Origin of the sequence: Desulfitobacterium sp., from assembly GCF_035539115.1 — a bacterium.
In the GTDB taxonomy this organism is placed as follows: domain Bacteria; phylum Bacillota; class Desulfitobacteriia; order Desulfitobacteriales; family Desulfitobacteriaceae; genus Desulfitobacterium_A.
In genome coordinates, this window is the sequence record NZ_DATLJA010000067.1 from 1 (window position 1) to 14848 (window position 14848).

The 14848-nt window shown below is 44.8% G+C and carries 15 protein-coding genes and 1 riboswitch; of the genes, 13 read left to right on the forward strand and 2 right to left on the reverse strand.

Features of this window, described 5'->3' with window-relative positions; translation table 11 throughout:
- The 6 genes from VM640_RS11555 to mobA all read left to right on the forward strand — a co-directional run.
- The coding region (locus VM640_RS11555) for a 5-formyltetrahydrofolate cyclo-ligase (RefSeq protein ID WP_325392351.1) at window positions 1-554 on the forward strand (554 nt) is incomplete at its 5' end.
- A 21-nt stretch (window positions 555-575) separates the two neighbouring features.
- Complete coding sequence (gene nuoE, locus VM640_RS11560) at window positions 576-1058, forward strand: NADH-quinone oxidoreductase subunit NuoE (protein WP_325392353.1); 483 nt, start codon at window positions 576-578, stop codon at window positions 1056-1058.
- 11 nt (window positions 1059-1069) lie between these two features.
- Window positions 1070-2860: an NADH-quinone oxidoreductase subunit NuoF gene (gene nuoF, locus VM640_RS11565; RefSeq protein WP_325392355.1), complete on the forward strand. Its 1791-nt coding sequence runs from the start codon at window positions 1070-1072 to the stop codon at window positions 2858-2860.
- 26 nt (window positions 2861-2886) lie between these two features.
- A complete protein-coding gene (fdhF, locus tag VM640_RS11570) occupies window positions 2887-5568 on the forward strand; it encodes a formate dehydrogenase subunit alpha (protein WP_325392378.1) in 2682 nt (893 codons plus the stop codon).
- Window positions 5569-5847: 279 nt separating this feature from the next.
- The gene (locus tag VM640_RS11575; RefSeq protein WP_325392357.1) at window positions 5848-6531 is read left to right on the forward strand and encodes an epoxyqueuosine reductase; all 684 of its coding nucleotides are present in this window, start codon (window positions 5848-5850) and stop codon (window positions 6529-6531) included.
- Between the two features lie 148 nt (window positions 6532-6679).
- A complete protein-coding gene (mobA, locus tag VM640_RS11580) occupies window positions 6680-7339 on the forward strand; it encodes a molybdenum cofactor guanylyltransferase (RefSeq protein WP_325392359.1) in 660 nt (219 codons plus the stop codon).
- Here mobA and fdhD read toward each other — a convergent pair.
- Window positions 7308-8117 (reverse strand): formate dehydrogenase accessory sulfurtransferase FdhD, encoded by an 810-nt coding sequence (gene fdhD, locus VM640_RS11585; protein WP_325392361.1) that lies wholly within the window; start codon window positions 8115-8117, stop codon window positions 7308-7310. The two genes, mobA and fdhD, sit on opposite strands and share 32 nt — an antisense overlap.
- Window positions 8118-8287: 170 nt before the next feature.
- Window positions 8288-8419: riboswitch (molybdenum cofactor riboswitch) on the forward strand.
- A gap of 87 nt (window positions 8420-8506) precedes the next feature.
- Between fdhD and moaA the strand changes: the two genes are divergently transcribed.
- From moaA to VM640_RS11610, 5 genes are all read left to right on the forward strand, one after another.
- A complete protein-coding gene (gene moaA, locus VM640_RS11590) occupies window positions 8507-9478 on the forward strand; it encodes a GTP 3',8-cyclase MoaA (protein ID WP_325392363.1) in 972 nt (323 codons plus the stop codon).
- Window position 9479: 1 nt separating this feature from the next.
- Window positions 9480-9947 (forward strand): cyclic pyranopterin monophosphate synthase MoaC, encoded by a 468-nt coding sequence (moaC, locus tag VM640_RS11595; protein ID WP_325392365.1) that lies wholly within the window; start codon window positions 9480-9482, stop codon window positions 9945-9947.
- Window positions 9948-9973: 26 nt separating this feature from the next.
- On the forward strand, window positions 9974-10408 hold the full coding sequence (locus tag VM640_RS11600) for an MOSC domain-containing protein (RefSeq protein WP_325392367.1): 435 nt from the start codon (window positions 9974-9976) through the stop codon (window positions 10406-10408).
- Window positions 10408-10908 (forward strand): MogA/MoaB family molybdenum cofactor biosynthesis protein, encoded by a 501-nt coding sequence (locus VM640_RS11605; protein ID WP_325392369.1) that lies wholly within the window; start codon window positions 10408-10410, stop codon window positions 10906-10908. Before VM640_RS11600 ends, VM640_RS11605 begins: the two co-directional genes overlap by 1 nt.
- Before the next feature lie 71 nt (window positions 10909-10979).
- Window positions 10980-11792, forward strand: coding sequence for an NYN domain-containing protein (locus VM640_RS11610; RefSeq protein ID WP_325392370.1), 813 nt, complete (start codon window positions 10980-10982; stop codon window positions 11790-11792).
- A gap of 111 nt (window positions 11793-11903) precedes the next feature.
- On the opposite strand, the gene VM640_RS11615 is transcribed toward VM640_RS11610, so the two are convergent.
- A complete protein-coding gene (locus VM640_RS11615; protein WP_325392372.1) occupies window positions 11904-12155 on the reverse strand; it encodes a hypothetical protein in 252 nt (83 codons plus the stop codon).
- Between the two features lie 439 nt (window positions 12156-12594).
- Here VM640_RS11615 and groES point away from each other — a divergent pair, with 439 nt between their 5' ends.
- Window positions 12595-12879, forward strand: a complete 285-nt coding sequence (groES, locus tag VM640_RS11620; RefSeq protein ID WP_325392374.1) for a co-chaperone GroES — start codon at window positions 12595-12597, stop codon at window positions 12877-12879.
- Window positions 12880-12914: 35 nt separating this feature from the next.
- A complete protein-coding gene (gene groL, locus VM640_RS11625) occupies window positions 12915-14549 on the forward strand; it encodes a chaperonin GroEL (RefSeq protein WP_325392376.1) in 1635 nt (544 codons plus the stop codon).
- Window positions 14550-14848: the final 299 nt, after the last annotated feature.

Genomic DNA, 14848 nt, shown 5'->3' on the forward strand with positions numbered 1-14848 from the left:
CGCTAACGGAGGAAGAACGCAGACTAAAGAGTCGAAAGATTCTCGAGTTGATAAGCGCGTTGCCGAAATTTCAACAGGCAAAGACGATTATGGTTTTTTTAAATTTTAGGGATGAAGTCAATACAACCCTGCTTGCCGAGAAGATTTTGGCTTCCAGCAAGCGTTTAATTTTGCCGCGTTGCGCTCCACACGGGGTTTTGATACCTGCAGAAATTCGTGATCTTAAGGAGAATATCGAACCCGGAAAATGGGGAATCCGGGAGCCGAAAAAAGAGGGCTTAATCTTGGCTAATCCGGAGGATATAGACCTCATTATCATCCCGGGGGCTGCCTTTGATCGTCAAGGCAATCGTTTGGGCTATGGCGGCGGATATTATGACCGCTTCTTAACCCGGTTGCGTTCTGAGGTTCCTAAAATTGCGCTGGCTTTTGCGTGCCAAATTTTACCGGAAATTCCTGTTGATCCGTACGATCTGAGGATGGATGCTCTCGTTACGGAGGAAGGAATTCTCTGGTTTAAACCATCTTTGTCAAACTTAGATAAAAATTCGTAACAGTATAAGGGAGGGAAATGAATGTGTGTGGAGTGTAAAGATCTCGTTGATCCCAAGGAGGAGAAATTGGACGAGCTGATTGCTCGCTACAAATCGCAAAAAGGGGCAATGATTCCCGTTCTCCAACAAGCTCAGGAAATTTACGGATATCTGCCGGAACAGGTCCTAAGACACATCAGTAAAGAGATGAAAATCCCGATTGCCAAGGTATACGGGGTAGTTACTTTTTATGCGCAATTCCGGTTAACCCCTATGGGACGTAATGTGATCAGTACTTGTCTGGGCACGGCTTGTCATGTGCGCGGGGGAGCTAAAGTTCTGGATACGATCGAAAATGAGCTAAAAGTCAAAGATGGGGAGACCACTGAGGACGGGCGGTATTCGTTGGAAATCGTTAACTGCATCGGGGCATGCGGTTTAGCACCCGTTATCTCAGTGAATGGAGAAGTTCATGGGCGTTTAACCCCGGAGCAAATTCCAGGAATCCTGGCGCAGTATGAGTAGGGGGTTAAGGAATGACGAGTAAGAAGAAAGTCTTAGTTTGTGCTGGAACCGGATGTACTTCTTCCGGGGCACACAAGATTCTGGATCGGCTTAATCAGGAGATCCTTCAGCAAGGATTAATGGATCGGGTCGAGATTGTTGCTACAGGGTGTCAGGGATTCTGTGAGCAAGGTCCGACTTTAGTAATTGAACCGGAACAGACGTTATATACGTTGGTTAAGCCGGAAGATATTTCCGAGATTGTGCACAAGGAATTCGGGGAGGGAGAACGTGTTGAGCGGTTACTCTATGTTGATCCTTTAACAGGTCAACCCGCAAAAGATTATACGACAACTCAATTCTTTGCCAAACAACACCGCATCGTTCTTAAAAATTGTGGTCTAATTGACCCTACCAAAATTGAGGATTATTTAGCGAATGACGGCTATCAAGGACTGAAACATGTTCTGCAGGATATGACGCCTGATCAGGTTATTGAGGAGGTTAAAGAAGCAGGTTTAAGAGGCCGTGGCGGGGCAGGTTTCCCGACCGGTTTAAAATGGAGCTTCTGTAAGGCTTCACCCGGAGCTAAAAAATATATTATCTGTAACGCGGACGAGGGAGATCCCGGCGCCTTCATGGATCGCAGTGTTTTAGAGGGAGATCCCCACTCGGTCATCGAGGGAATGCTAATCGGAGCTTACGCCATTGGTGCGGATGAAGGGTATGTCTACTGTCGTGCGGAATACCCACTCGCGATCAAACATCTTGAAATTGCGATTAAGCAGGCAGAAGCTGCAGGCTACCTCGGGGATAATATTCTAAACACCGGCTTTAATTTTCACTTGAAGATTCAACCCGGTGCGGGCGCCTTTGTGTGCGGCGAAGAAACTGCACTGATGGCTTCGATCGAAGGAAAACGAGGGATGCCTCGTGTCAGACCTCCTTTCCCAGCAGTAAGTGGTTTATGGGGAAAACCGACGAACATCAACAACGTCGAAACCTGGTCGAATATCCCTCATATTTTAAGACATGGCGCAAAATGGTATGCCCAGTTTGGGACAGAAAAGAGCAAAGGCACTAAAATCTTTGCCTTGACTGGAAAAGTCAAGAATACCGGACTTGTCGAAGTCCCCATGGGAATGACCCTTCGGGAAATCATCTTTGATATTGGCGGCGGTGTTCGCGATGGCAAGAAATTTAAGGCGGTTCAGATCGGAGGACCTTCAGGAGGATGTCTGCCTGAGGAAATGCTTGATTTGCCCGTCGATTACGACACGTTGACGAAGGCTGGAGCCATGGTCGGCTCGGGCGGTTTAGTCGTTATGGATGAGACCACCTGTATGGTGGATATTGCGCGGTTCTTCCTTAACTTTTCCCAAAGTGAGTCTTGTGGCAAATGTACACCTTGCCGTGAGGGAAATAAACGCATGTGGGAAATCCTGGATCGGATTTGCAAGGGTGAAGGTAAAGAAGAAGACTTAGATACGATTGAGCAACTAGCCTTGACGGTAAAGGAAACTTCACTTTGCGGTTTAGGGCAAAATGCTCCGAATCCGATCTTGGCGACGTTGAAATATTTCCGTCCGGAATTTGAAGCACATATCCGGGATAAAAAGTGTCCAGCACACGCGTGTAAGGATCTCTTAAGTTATTCGATTGATCCTGAAAAATGTAAGAAATGTGGACTTTGTGCTAAGAATTGCCCCGCTAAATGTATTACCGGAGATAAAAATACCCCCTATGCGATTGATGAAGACGCATGTATTCGTTGCGGAACGTGCATGGATAAATGTAAATTTGGCGCTGTTATCCGAGCATAGAGAGAGGAGTGAATTCAGTGGAAGCAGTGGAATGGCTTACCTTATCGATTGATGGGAATGAGTATAACGTACCTAAAGGAAGCACGGTCTTAGAGGCCTGCCGCTTAAATAACATCCAGATTCCAACGCTGTGTCAAGACCCGGAACTTACGAATGTTGGAGCGTGTCGCTTATGTGTCGTTGAGATTGATGGGATGCGGAATCTTCCCCCTTCCTGTGTGACCCAAGTGACTCAAGGGATGACCGTCAGAACGCAAACCGACAAAGTAAGAGGTGCCCGTAAGACCATTCTTGAGCTTTTAGTGGCGAACCACCCGTTGGACTGCATGACTTGCCAAAAGATGGGGAATTGTTCACTTGCCAAGTATGCCTATGAATATGGTGCAACTGGGGAGAAATACGCGGGATCGAAGAGAGAGTTACCCCTTGATGATAGTAATCCGTTTATCCTGAGAGATCCGAATAAATGCATTCTTTGTGGAAAATGCGTTCGTGCATGTGAAGAAATCCAGGGGCAGAATGTTCTAGACTTCTTCAAAAGAGGGTTTAACTCCCAAGTCGGGCCGGCTTTTGACGTTCCTTACAATGAATCGGAATGTGTATTTTGTGGTAACTGCGTTGCCGTTTGTCCGGTCGGAGCTCTCACCGAGAAGCAGATGATCGGGAAAGGTCGTTCTTGGGAAGTGGAGAAGGTCCAAACGACTTGCCCCTTCTGCGGAACAGGGTGTAATTTTGACCTCAATGTTAAGGACGGAAAAGTTATCGGTGTCACTTCCAACCCAGAAGCCCCAGTCAATGGCAAAGCGCTCTGCGTTAAGGGCCGCTTTGGTTATGATATCGTTCATAGTCCGAATCGCTTAACCACTCCTTTAATCAAAAAAGATGGGGAGTTCGTCCCGGCCAGTTGGGACGAAGCCCTTGACCTCGTAGCCTCTAAACTGGGTGAAATTAAAACTCAGTTTGGGTCAGATTCTGTCGCAGCCCTGAGTTCAGCACGCTGTACTAACGAAGAAAACTTCTTGATGCAAAAATTCATGCGCGCGGTGGTCGGAACCAATAACATCGACCACTGCGCCCGGACCTGACACGCTCCCACGGTAGCCGGTCTGGCTACTTCATTTGGATCGGGAGCGATGACGAACTCGATTAACGAAATACCCAATGCCCAAGTTATGTTTGTAATTGGTTCAAATACCACGGAAGCGCATCCTGTCATTGGAACGAAGATGAAACAGGCGTTACTCCGGGGGGCTAAGCTCATTGTTGTCGACCCACGCCGCATCGAACTCGCCGAAAAAGCGGATATCTGGATGCGTCTGCAACCAGGAACGGATATAGCCCTCCTCAACGGGATCATGAATATCATTCTCGAAAAGGGCTGGGCTGATAAAAAATTCATCGAAGAGCGGACCGAAGGTTTTGAGGCCTTCAGGGAAAACCTGAAGAAATTCCCGCCTGAGGCTGTCAGCAAAATAACAGGTGTACCCATCGAACAAATGGTCGAAGCCGCTCAGATGTACGCTACGGCTGAGCGGGCCCAAATCTTCTATACGCTCGGAATTACAGAGCATACCTGTGGTACAGACAATGTTATGAGCACTGCTAATCTTGCACTCTTAACCGGTAATATCGGGAAAGAAAGTTCCGGAGTGAATCCCTTACGCGGGCAAAATAATGTTCAAGGGGCCTGTGACATGGGCGCTTTGCCGACGGATTATCCAGGCTATCAAAAAGTAGTGAGCCCAGCGGTGCGCGCTAAGTTTGAAGAGGCCTGGGGTGTTCCTCTGAGTTCGAAACCCGGCTTTATGATTCCGGATATGTTTGAAGCAGCAATCGAGAAAGATTTAAGAGCGATGTATATTTTCGGAGAAGACCCTATTCTCACAGATGCTGATGCGAATCACGTCCTTAAGGGCCTGCAAGCGCTCGATTTCCTCGTTGTCCAAGATATCTTCATGTCAGAGACAGCCAAATTAGCGGATGTGATCTTACCTGGCACGAGCTATGCAGAGAAGACGGGGACTTTTACCAATACTGAGCGTCGAGTGCAAATGGTCAACCAAGCGATTGAACCGATCGGTAACACCAAAGCGGATTGGAAGATTATTTGTGAGATTGCAACTCGGATGGGTTATCCTTTCTCTTACTCATCCACCGCAGAAGTGATGCAGGAAGTTGCTGCGTTAACTCCTTCCTACGCAGGAATCTCCCATGGCCGACTTGGGAAAAAAGGATTACAATGGCCGGTACCTAATGCCGAACATCCGGGAACGAAATTCTTGCATGAAGGAAAATTCTCACGGGGTAAAGGTCTATTTATGTCAATAGAATATCAGTTGCCGGACGAAATTCCAGATGAAGAATATCCCTTCCTGTTGAGTACGGGTCGCAAACTTTCTCATTACAATATCACGACTCGTAATTCTAAAGCGCTTGAATCATACTCACCTGAGGAATATGCGGAACTTAATCCTAAGGATGCGAAGCAGCTTAAGATCGAAGATGGTGAAAAAGTCAAGGTAGCCTCACGTCGGGGTGAGCTGGAAACTAAAGTTAGGGTTACCGATCGTGTTCCACAGGGTATGATCTTTATGACCTTTCACTATAAAGAGTCCCCAGCCAATGTTTTAACCAATGGCGCTTATGATAAAGTAACCAAGACTTATGAGTATAAAGTTTGCGGAGTCAAGGTTGAGCGTGTAGGTTAAATAAGCGATTGAAATTTTGAGGTGCAAAACCCAAAACTTAGTGAAAATCGCAGTAGAATTTTTCACGCCCAGAATCTCAATTCAAAATAGAGGCTATTGGAGGTTAACCCCAATAGCCTCTATTAGCAGTATCTAAACAGCTAAGAAGTTATCAATTAATTCATTTTTGAAATGGATGTTTTAATATGGAGTATAAGTTCAACTATGCTATGATACACAATTGTAGGAAAATGCGGGGTAGAGATTATTTATATGAGTTTTAGACAAGGAGTTGGGTATATGAAAGAAGAAATCAAAGAAATTTTCATAAATCTTGGTGCGGAAGTTTACGGCGTTGCCAATATTGATTTATTTATTGATGTACCAAAAGGCTTTCATCCTACGGACATTTATCCTGGTTGTAAATCAGTTATTGTTTTTGCTAAGAAAATTCCAATGGGATTAGCATATGTAAGTCCGAGGATTATTTATCAACATTTTAATAGCATCAGCCCTGTAGAATTAGATAGAATTGCATATTTAGCCTCTAATGAAATTGAAAAAATACATAACGGAATCGCCGTACCAATTCCTTCTGACGGACCATATGATTATTGGGATGAGAAAAATATGGAGGGTCGAGGTATAATTTCTATGAAACATGCGGCTGTATTGGCTGGTATAGGAACTCTTGGGAAAAGCACTTTGTTGCTAAATAGTCAATATGGAAATATGCTTAATATTGGTGCTGTTTTAACTAATTTAAATTTGCCATCAGATACGCCCTCAGAGAGTATTTGTATAAAAAAATGTACCTTATGTATTGATAATTGCCCAGTTAATGCAATAAATGAGTATAGCGTAAATCAAAAGCTTTGCAGAAAGTGTGCTTACACAAGTAATGATAGAGGATTTGATGTTGTAAATTGTAACAGATGTAGAACAATATGCCCAATGGCTTTTGGAAAGAAACAAAGATTATAAGCAAAATAGGTGGTTGTGATTACTGCACATTCTTATTATGCGCAGTTCAGGTCAAGAAGAGGTGCTATGGTGAGTTGTACCTTCTAACTAAGAAATAAACCCATTATAGGAATAAGCCAGTGCTCTTTTTGTGAGCTCCTATGAACGGTTGCTTTCAGTAAAGATAGAGTATATCATTTTACCAGAAGATCATTCTTCAGAGGGGGCTTTCAAGATTTTAGAGATGACGGGAATTCTGCTTGCGGGGGGTAAGAGCTCCCGAATGGGGAAGAATAAGGCGTTCTTAGAAGTGAACGGGAAGCCCTTAATTGAAAGGAATCTAGAACTACTCAAATCGATTTTTACAGAGGTATTTATCAGTAGTAACACCCCTGAGCTTTACAACTGTTATCGAGAAAAAGTGGTTCAAGACCGATATCCTGGGAGTGGCCCGCTTGGGGGGCTTCATGCCTGCTTGGAGGAAGTGCGTACCGAGTATGCGTTTTTTGTCGCCTGCGATATTCCTATGCTGGACCCTGAACTTATTCGCTTTATGGCCTCCTTGACTGAAGCGTATGAGTGTGTCGTTCCACAAACAGAGGATGGGCTTCATCCCCTCTTTGCCTTTTACAATAAATCTTGTCTCCTGAGAATAGAAGAGTTTCTTCAAGCAGGTCATTTTAAAGTCATTGATCTCATTCCGCAACTGTCAGTCCGGTATGTCCAAGAAAAAGAACTCGCCCGATTTGGTGATCCACGTTTGCTTTTGTGCAATGTTAATACACCTGAAGAGTGGATCAGGTTTCAGAAGAAATTGGTGAAGGGGTAAGAATTCGCTCCGGACAGGTATAGATGTTCAGCCGATTTTCCCGAGCAAAGCCAATGACGGTTATGTTCAGATCCTGGGCGAGCTTTAAGGCGAGATCTGTGGGCGCAGAGCGTGCAATCAAGATCGGGATATTCATCTTCGCCAGTTTAAGCAAGATTTCGGAAGAAATACGACCGCTAAAGAAAAGAACATGGTCTTTAAGCTCAATCCCAGCACGGACAGCGCTTCCTGCTAATTTATCAAATACATTATGCCGGCCGATATCGTAGCTCGTGAGCAAGACGTGTCCTTGATAGCCGACTCCTCCACTATGGATCCCGCCTGTGGATTGAAAGAGAGGTAAATGCTCCTGAAGGTATTTAATATAGCCGTAGGCTTCATCAAGAGAAATCCGTAAATCGGAGGTTTGACGAACGACTCGATTCTCATCATTAGCAAAATTGAGGGCGACCCGGCTTTTGCCACAACAAGCAGAGAACGTTCGTTTATTCAGAAGTTCACTAGCAGCAAGATGGGAAGTACCTTCTGCCCAAACGACGTTAAGCTTAGGATCGTAGCGAATCCAGTGAATATCAGAGGCAGAATGAATGAAACCTTCAACATAAAGAAAGCCATAAGCCAATTCTTCAAGCTGTGAAGGGGAACAAAGCAAAGTGGCAATCTCTTCTTCGTTGAAAAAGAGAGTTAAAGGGATCTCCTGAACAACGACATCCTCTGTTTTAACGATGAAATTCCCCTGTGCTTTTAGGATTGAATATTGCACTGTTTCTGTAGACATAACTAACCTCCTTGTTAGGATCTATGATAGCATGATTCATGTTCGAGTTGAATGAATATTCCTATCAAATAAAAAATTATGCTCAATAAGCAGGAGTTTATATTCTTATAGCGAATAATCTCGTATGTCATAATTATAAAAAGAAGAGATAATAAAATAGATAACTACAACTGAATAACTTGCTCCGAAACTAGGTAACCTAAGGCTTTTGAGGCGATGGTGACTAGGCTAGTGTTCATACACTCGGGTATTATTGGAAACGATAATATCTCCTATTGGAAAGGAGTCTGTTAAGGCGATGCGGGATAACTCCGCGGTTTTAAACAGACCGCGGAGTTTCTTTATTTTTCTTGATCCTACGAGCGCCTTGACTGAAAAGAGGAATTTAAATGCAAGACCAATTTGAACGGCGAATTGAATACCTACGTATTTCCATAACCGATCGCTGTAACCTTCGGTGCCAGTATTGCATGCCAGCATCGGGTGTGAAATGGCTCCCTCACGAAGAAATCCTCAGCTTTGAGGAAATTGAACGTCTTGTCAAAATTAGTACCTCCCTGGGCTTTAAACGTTTTCGCCTCACTGGAGGAGAGCCTCTTGTTCGCAAAGGAATTGTCGACTTTATCGGTCGAGTTTCGCGAATCCCCGACGTGGAGGATCTAATGCTAACCACGAATGGGATATTTCTACCGGAAATGGCTTTTGAGTTGAAAGCTGCGGGTTTAAATCGGGTCAATATCAGTTTAGATACCTTTGACCCAGACCGATTCCGCGAAATTACTCGCGGCGGAGATGTGGATAAAGTGCTTCAAGGTATTTTCCGTTCTTTAGAAGCGGGGTTGAATCCGGTCAAAATAAACGTCGTGGTTGATCGAAGTTACAATTTGCTCGAGTTACCAAAGTTTCTTGAACTCGCCCGAAACTATCCAATCGATGTTCGTTTCATCGAGCTTATGCCGATTGGGATTAGTTCCGATCATCGTGAAGAATTTGTTCCGATTGCCGAGATGAAAGAAATCATGGGCTTACAAGACTTAGAACCCCAGAAGATCGGACTAGGAAGCGGACCTGCGGAATATATTGAAACAGAAGGTTTTCTGGGTAATATTGGCTTCATTAGTGCCTTAAGTCGACATTTCTGTAATACCTGTAATCGTATCCGTTTGACAGCCGACGGGAAATTACGGCCGTGTTTACACAGCCCGAAGGAAATCAACCTCCGCGAGGCTTTAAGAAACGGTAGTTCAGATGATGAGGTTGCAGATCTATTTGCTCAAACTGTTTTTAATAAACCTGCTGAACACCATATGAACGATGAAGCTTGGCAGGGAAGTCGAATGATGTCACAGATCGGAGGATAAAATGGAACTTACCCATTTTGATGAGCAAGGCCGGGCCAGGATGGTCGATGTTAGTGATAAGGGGGAAACGAGTCGAGTAGCCGTTGCACGGGGAAAAATAGAGATGCAACCGGAAACCCTTGAGCGGATCCGTCAGGGTCAAATCGCGAAGGGAGATGTTTTAGCCGTTGCCCAAGTGGCGGGTATCATGGCGGCTAAACAGACGTCGACCTTGATACCGATGTGTCATCCCTTAGGAATTACAGGCGCAGAACTGAACTTTGAAATTGTTCCGCCAGGGAAGATCGAAATTGAAGCCACAGTTAAAGTTACGGGCAAAACCGGGGTTGAAATGGAGGCGTTAACGGCAGTCAGTGTCGCCGCTTTAACAATTTATGATATGTGCAAAGCGATCGACAAAAGGATGATGATCAGTGAAATCCGTCTCATGGAGAAAATGGGCGGGAAGAGTGGGCATTTTGTACGCTAGAAATTTAGAATAAAGGGGATTTAAAAATGGCAAAAATTATCGCAGTGTGTACCAGTGAACGAAAAGGAATGCGCAAGAAAAACGTAGGCGAAGGGATTTTAAAAGTGAAATTCGGGATCGAGGGGGATGCCCACGGTGGAGATTGGCATCGTCAAGTGAGTTTACTCGCGATGGAAAGCATCCAAAAGATGCAGGATAAAGGACTGGATGTAGGTCCTGGCGATTTTGCCGAGAATCTAACCACTGAGGGAATCGATCTCGTAAACTTACCGATAGGCACCAAACTTAAAATAGGTGACCAAGGTATAGGTGAAGTGACTCAAATTGGCAAGGAATGCCATGCGAAGTGTGCTATTTTTGAACAAGCGGGAGAATGTATCATGCCTAAGGAAGGGATCTTTATTAAGGTCCTTGAAGGGGGTCCGGTTAAGGTCGGAGATGGGATTGAGGTGGTCGAATAATGTTAAACGTGGGTGTGATCACGGCCAGTGATAAGGGCTCTCGAGGAGAAAGAGAGGATCTTTCAGGTGCGCTTTTAAAGGAATTGGTCAAAGAGATTGAAGGGGAAGTTGTCGCCTATGTTGTTTTACCAGATGAACAACAGCTTTTAGCCCAGAAGATGAGGGAATGGGCTGATGATCTGGGTTTAGACCTGATCCTAACCACCGGAGGAACCGGTTTTTCCTTGCGTGATGTGACGCCAGAGGCAACCAAGGACGTCGCTGATCGCATGGTCCCCGGGATTGCTGAGGTAATGCGCTATGAAAGTTTAAAGGTCACTCCCAAAGCCATGCTGAGCCGGGCTGTTTCCGTTTTGCGAAAGAGCACCTTAATCATTAATATGCCAGGTTCGCCGAAGGCGGTTAAGGAATGTTGGCAGGCGATCATGCCCGCTTTACCGCATGGAATTCAAATTCTCAAAGGGGAAGCTAGTGAGTGTGCTACCCCGATGAACGCGTAAAAATGCTTGTCACCCCTGTCCGGTTTGCGCATACATTATAGTAGGCGTACAGGAAACGGGGTGATTTTGTTTTGAAGGCAATCGCTTTTGTAGATTATGAAAATATATGGACGGGTTTATTAGAAAGGGGGTACGAGTTAACCCCGGAAATTTTGATGCAAGCGATCCAAACCTATGCGGAACGGAATGACCTAATCATTACGGGGATTTACCTTTACGCTAACTTTGACCGCGAAGAATTCTGGAGAACACAGACATCGTTCGAGAAGATTAATGTTTTTACACGTCATGTGTTTGGCAAAAACAACTATGCCAAGACAGAGTTAAGAAAGAATGCAGCAGATGTCGAGCTTATTCTGGAAGCGCAAGAAATCCTAATTACCAGGACTTCGACGTTTGATACATTTTTATTGTTTACAGGTGATGGTGACTTTTTGCCCCTAGCTCGTAAAATCCGGGCCTGGGGTAAGGAAGTTCGGGTGATGGGTGTCGAGGGAAGCACACATCATAGTTTGCAAGCGTTTGGTGATCAGAGCTTTTTCAAAGAATTCCTGAATCAGGAATTCGGGTATAAGCCGGATCAAGATCTGGAACGCGGAATACGAATTCTTGCTCAGCTTCAGATAAGTATGGCCTATGTTGCCTCGACGAGGGCCCGATCAGCGTTAGGTGAACAGCTGCATCGGACAACGTCACAAGTGAAAGAGCTGATTCGGTATGCTTTAAGGGAAAAAGTTTTCCTCGAGCAGGAATTTCCAGATGCGAGTTTGAAAATCGGGAAAACAAAGATTTATCTGCTTAATCTTGAACATGAACGAGTTAAGAGCGTTTTGGGAGATACTGTCGGAGAAATACGGGCTCGTTATGTAAAGATGGGAAGATAAAGATATGTTGAGAGGAGGGACGAGTCACAATTGTCCCTCCCTGACTTCTATTTGAGCACTCGGTTGAATATGTAAAAAGCCGGTTAGGAGATCCTCCTAACCGGCAAGAGGTTATTGGCTAACAAAGGTGATTTGACGTAGAGGAATCCGTACAACCGGGCGAAGACCATCGATTGGACTTCCGACATTGGAGAACAGTTGAGCATTGGTCAAGAGAGCTACCCCGTCTTGCAACCCGCCAAAGTTTCCAATCCAGAACGCTGAGTCCATACCGACTCTCAGTTGCGCACCAATGGGAAACGTGTCAAATAAACCGAGAATAAATGGTCTGCAGTTGAATGTCCCAAATCCTCCGAAGCTCATAAACATTCTCCTTTTTCTTTGGATTGGTCGTCGAAACGACCTCCAGAAGATGAGAGCGGAGAAGATCAAAAGCCTTGCCTCAAGGAATCACATTTGCTAACCAAAGTTTTCTATTTCTAATTTAGTGTATGTTCGAAAAATGGAGAAGTTAAGGATTTGAAGGACAAAATCGGATAATATTTTATGAATAAAAATCGACCCGTTTGGCCAATATAGAAGTTAGAGCAGGCAGGGGAGGCCTTGAAATCGGACATTATATGAATAACGAAGTAATAGTGAGATTATAGAAGATATGAAATGATATCTTCTTATAATCGTCCGTATTAACGTTTGGCAATGTTTGATTTCATCTCCGCCCTTGCATATTATTATATCTAGATGTTAGCACTCGAATCAAGTGAGTGCTAACAACAAATAATATTAAGGAGGGAATTTCTCGATGAACATTAAACCTTTGGGCGATCGAGTGGTTATTAAAGCACTTCCGTTGGAGGAAAAGACCAAGAGTGGAATTATCATGCCGGATACGGCTAAAGAAAAGCCACAAGAAGGCGAAATTGTAGCCGTTGGGCCTGGAAAAATGGAAAAAGGTGAGCGAATCGTTCTCGATGTTAAAGCAGGTGATCGTGTGATCTATTCCAAATATGCTGGCACTGAAGTTAAATATGATGGTGAAGAATATCTGATCCTCAAAGAGAGCGATATTTTAGCAATTCTAGGTTAATTACTTAATTATAATTTTTAAGGAGGATATTAAAAGTGGCTAAACAGATTATTTTTAATGAAGAAGCCCGCCACTCGCTGGAACGTGGCGTAAATGCTCTTGCTGAGGCGGTTCGGGTAACGTTAGGACCGAAAGGCCGTAATGTCGTTTTAGACAAAAAATTTGGTTCCCCGCTCATTACTAATGACGGTGTAACAATCGCTCGTGATATTGAGCTGGAAGACCCTTTTGAAAACATGGGAGCTCAACTCGTAAAAGAAGTTGCAACCAAAACCAATGACGTAGCTGGCGACGGGACAACTACAGCAACCGTTCTCGCTCAAGCGATTATTCGTGAAGGCTTAAAAAACGTAGCTGCTGGTGCTAACCCCATGGAAATTAAACGGGGGATTGAACAAGCTGTTGAAGTAGTTGTCGCGGATATTAAAACCAATGCTAAGCCGATTGAAAGCAAAGAGGCCATTGCCCAAGTCGCTTCCATTTCTGCTGGGGACCAAACGATCGGGAATCTGATCGCCGAAGCTATGGAAAAAGTCGGTAAAGACGGCGTCATCACGGTTGAAGAAGCTAAAGGAATGACAACTGAACTTGAAGTCGTTGAAGGAATGCAGTTCGATCGCGGTTATATCTCTGCTTACATGATTACAGATACAGACAAGATGGAAGCCGTGTTAAACGACCCTTACATCTTGATTACGGACAAGAAGATTGGCGCAATTGCTGACATTCTTCCTGTACTTGAAAAAGTTGTCCAAGCTGGACGCCAACTCTTGATCATTGCTGAAGACATTGAAGGAGAAGCAATGGCAACCTTAGTTGTGAACAAACTAAGGGGAACCTTCACTTGCGTAGGAGTTAAAGCTCCTGGTTTCGGCGATCGTCGTAAGGCAATGCTTGAAGATATTGCCGTTCTCACCGGTGGTACAGTAGTTACCGAGGAACTTGGTCTCAAACTGGAAAATACCACAATTGATATGCTTGGACGTGCTCGTCAAGTGCGCGTAACCAAGGAAGAAACCACGATCGTGGAAGGTTCCGGAAGTTCGGACGAAATTCAAAAACGGGTAGAAGCGCTCAAAAAGCAAATCGAAGAAACAACTTCTGATTTTGATCGGGAAAAACTCCAAGAACGTCTAGCTAAACTTGCCGGCGGCGTAGCCGTTATTCAAGTTGGTGCTGCCACCGAAACCGAAATGAAGGAGAAAAAACTTCGGATTGAAGACGCTTTAGCTGCAACTCGTGCTGCTGTTGAAGAAGGTATCGTCGCTGGCGGTGGTACGACTCTGATTGATGCAGTTCAAGCGCTGGATAAGCTGAAATTGACTGGAGACGAAAAGACAGGCTTAGTGATTATCCGTCGCGCCTTGGAAGAACCTCTTCGTCAAATCGCCAATAATGCAGGTCAAGAAGGCTCCGTTGTTATTGAAAAGGTTCGGTCAGCAGGTCGTGGCGTAGGCTTTAACGCTGTCACTGAGAAATATGAGGATATGATTGCTGCAGGTATCGTTGACCCAGCAAAAGTGACTCGTTCTGCCCTACAAAATGCGGCTTCGATCGCAGCGATGCTCTTAACCACAGAATGCTTAATTGCTGACCTTCCTGCCAAGGATAACGGCGCTGCTGCAGCTGCTGGAATGGGTGGCATGGGCGGTATGGGCGGCATGATGTAAGGTAAAGCCCGAAACTTGCCTGTTTCAATGGTTTCAGTGGTCTAAAACCCCATAATTACCCTCGAGGTAACAAAAGGGTAACGTTATAGAATTAGAGGCTTTTCATGAGTTGGCTAAACTTTTGGAAAGCCCCTTTTTTGTACTAACAGAAAGTATAAATTGGGGGGCAGATAGTATAAGTGCAACCAGCGGCTTTCATTCTCCTACGATGCATGTATTTATGTCCGGCAGGATAAGGCGACTAGAGCCATCGCTTTGGCGCCGGCTAAGTCTTCTTTATCCTACGATGCAAGTGGTTA

Coding starts and splice junctions, on each gene's coding strand:
- nuoE (WP_325392353.1), top strand. CDS start 576: ATGTGTGTGGAGTGTAAAGATCTCGTTGATCCCAAGGAGGAGAAATTG.
- nuoF (WP_325392355.1), top strand. CDS start 1,070: ATGACGAGTAAGAAGAAAGTCTTAGTTTGTGCTGGAACCGGATGTACT.
- VM640_RS11575 (WP_325392357.1), top strand. CDS start 5,848: ATGAAAGAAGAAATCAAAGAAATTTTCATAAATCTTGGTGCGGAAGTT.
- fdhD (WP_325392361.1), bottom strand. CDS start 8,117: ATGTCTACAGAAACAGTGCAATATTCAATCCTAAAAGCACAGGGGAAT.
- moaA (WP_325392363.1), top strand. CDS start 8,507: ATGCAAGACCAATTTGAACGGCGAATTGAATACCTACGTATTTCCATA.
- moaC (WP_325392365.1), top strand. CDS start 9,480: ATGGAACTTACCCATTTTGATGAGCAAGGCCGGGCCAGGATGGTCGAT.
- VM640_RS11600 (WP_325392367.1), top strand. CDS start 9,974: ATGGCAAAAATTATCGCAGTGTGTACCAGTGAACGAAAAGGAATGCGC.
- VM640_RS11605 (WP_325392369.1), top strand. CDS start 10,408: ATGTTAAACGTGGGTGTGATCACGGCCAGTGATAAGGGCTCTCGAGGA.
- VM640_RS11615 (WP_325392372.1), bottom strand. CDS start 12,155: ATGAGCTTCGGAGGATTTGGGACATTCAACTGCAGACCATTTATTCTC.
- groES (WP_325392374.1), top strand. CDS start 12,595: ATGAACATTAAACCTTTGGGCGATCGAGTGGTTATTAAAGCACTTCCG.